This window comes from Mesorhizobium sp. M8A.F.Ca.ET.021.01.1.1 (assembly GCF_003998025.1).
Lineage (GTDB): Bacteria > Pseudomonadota > Alphaproteobacteria > Rhizobiales > Rhizobiaceae > Mesorhizobium.
The window spans coordinates 1-1,008 of sequence record NZ_RZSJ01000987.1 but is presented as its reverse complement, the minus strand read 5'-3'; the positions used below and the strand labels follow the sequence as shown (position 1 = coordinate 1,008).

The 1,008-nt window shown below is 66.9% G+C and carries 1 pseudogene; it reads left to right on the top strand.

Annotated features, from left to right (window positions below):
• Positions 1-1,008: pseudogene (locus EOA36_RS36060) on the top strand (glycine dehydrogenase); the annotation flags it as partial.

Genomic DNA, 1,008 nt, shown 5'->3' with positions numbered 1-1,008 from the left:
CCCTACCCGTTCTCGGCCCGCCACATCGGACCCAGCCTTGCCGACGTTCGAGCCATGCTCACCGTCATCGGTGTTCCCTCGGTGGAGACGCTGATCAGTCAGGCCGTGCCGAGATCGATCCGCCTCGACCAGCCGCTCGACCTGCCAGCGCCAGCCAGCGAAGCCGAAGCGCTTGCCGAATTGTCCGCGACCATGGCGAAGAACAAAGTGCTGAAGAGCTTCATCGGCGCCGGTTACCACGGTGTCCACGTGCCGCCGGTCATCCAGCGCAATCTGTTCGAGAATCCGGCCTGGTACACTGCCTACACGCCTTACCAGGCCGAGATCAGCCAGGGCCGGCTGGAAATGCTGTTCAACTTCCAGACGCTGGTCACGGAACTGACCGGCCTGCCGGTGGCGTCGGCTTCGTTGCTCGACGAGGCAACAGCAGTCGCCGAAGCGGTCGGCATTGCCCTGCGCCACCATCGCGACAGGCGCACCAAGGTGGCGCTCGCCGGCACGCCGCATCCGCAGACACTGGACGTGGTGCGCACCCGCGCCGAGCCGCTCGGCATCGAGATTGACGGCGAGGAGATCGACGACAACACCGCCGCCCTGCTCGTCTCATGGCCTGACACCTTCGGCGTCTATGGCGACCACAAGGCGGCGATCTCCAAGGCTCGCGCTGCCGGCGCGCTGGTCGTTTTCGTCGCCGATCCGCTTGGCCTGACGCTGACCGACGCGCCGGCAAAGCTCGGCGCCGACATTGCGGTCGGCCCGATGCAGCGCTTTGGCGTGCCGATGGGTTTTGGCGGCCCGCACGCCGCCTATTGCGCCGTCTCCGACAAGCTGACGCGCCTGATGCCCGGTCGCCTGGTCGGCCAGTCGACCGATAGCAAGGGCCGGCCGGGCTACCGCCTCGCCTTGCAGACGCGCGAACAGCATATCCGCCGCGACAAGGCGACCTCCAACATCTGCACCGCGCAGGCGCTGCTTGCCAATATGGCGACCGCCTACGCCATCTGGCAT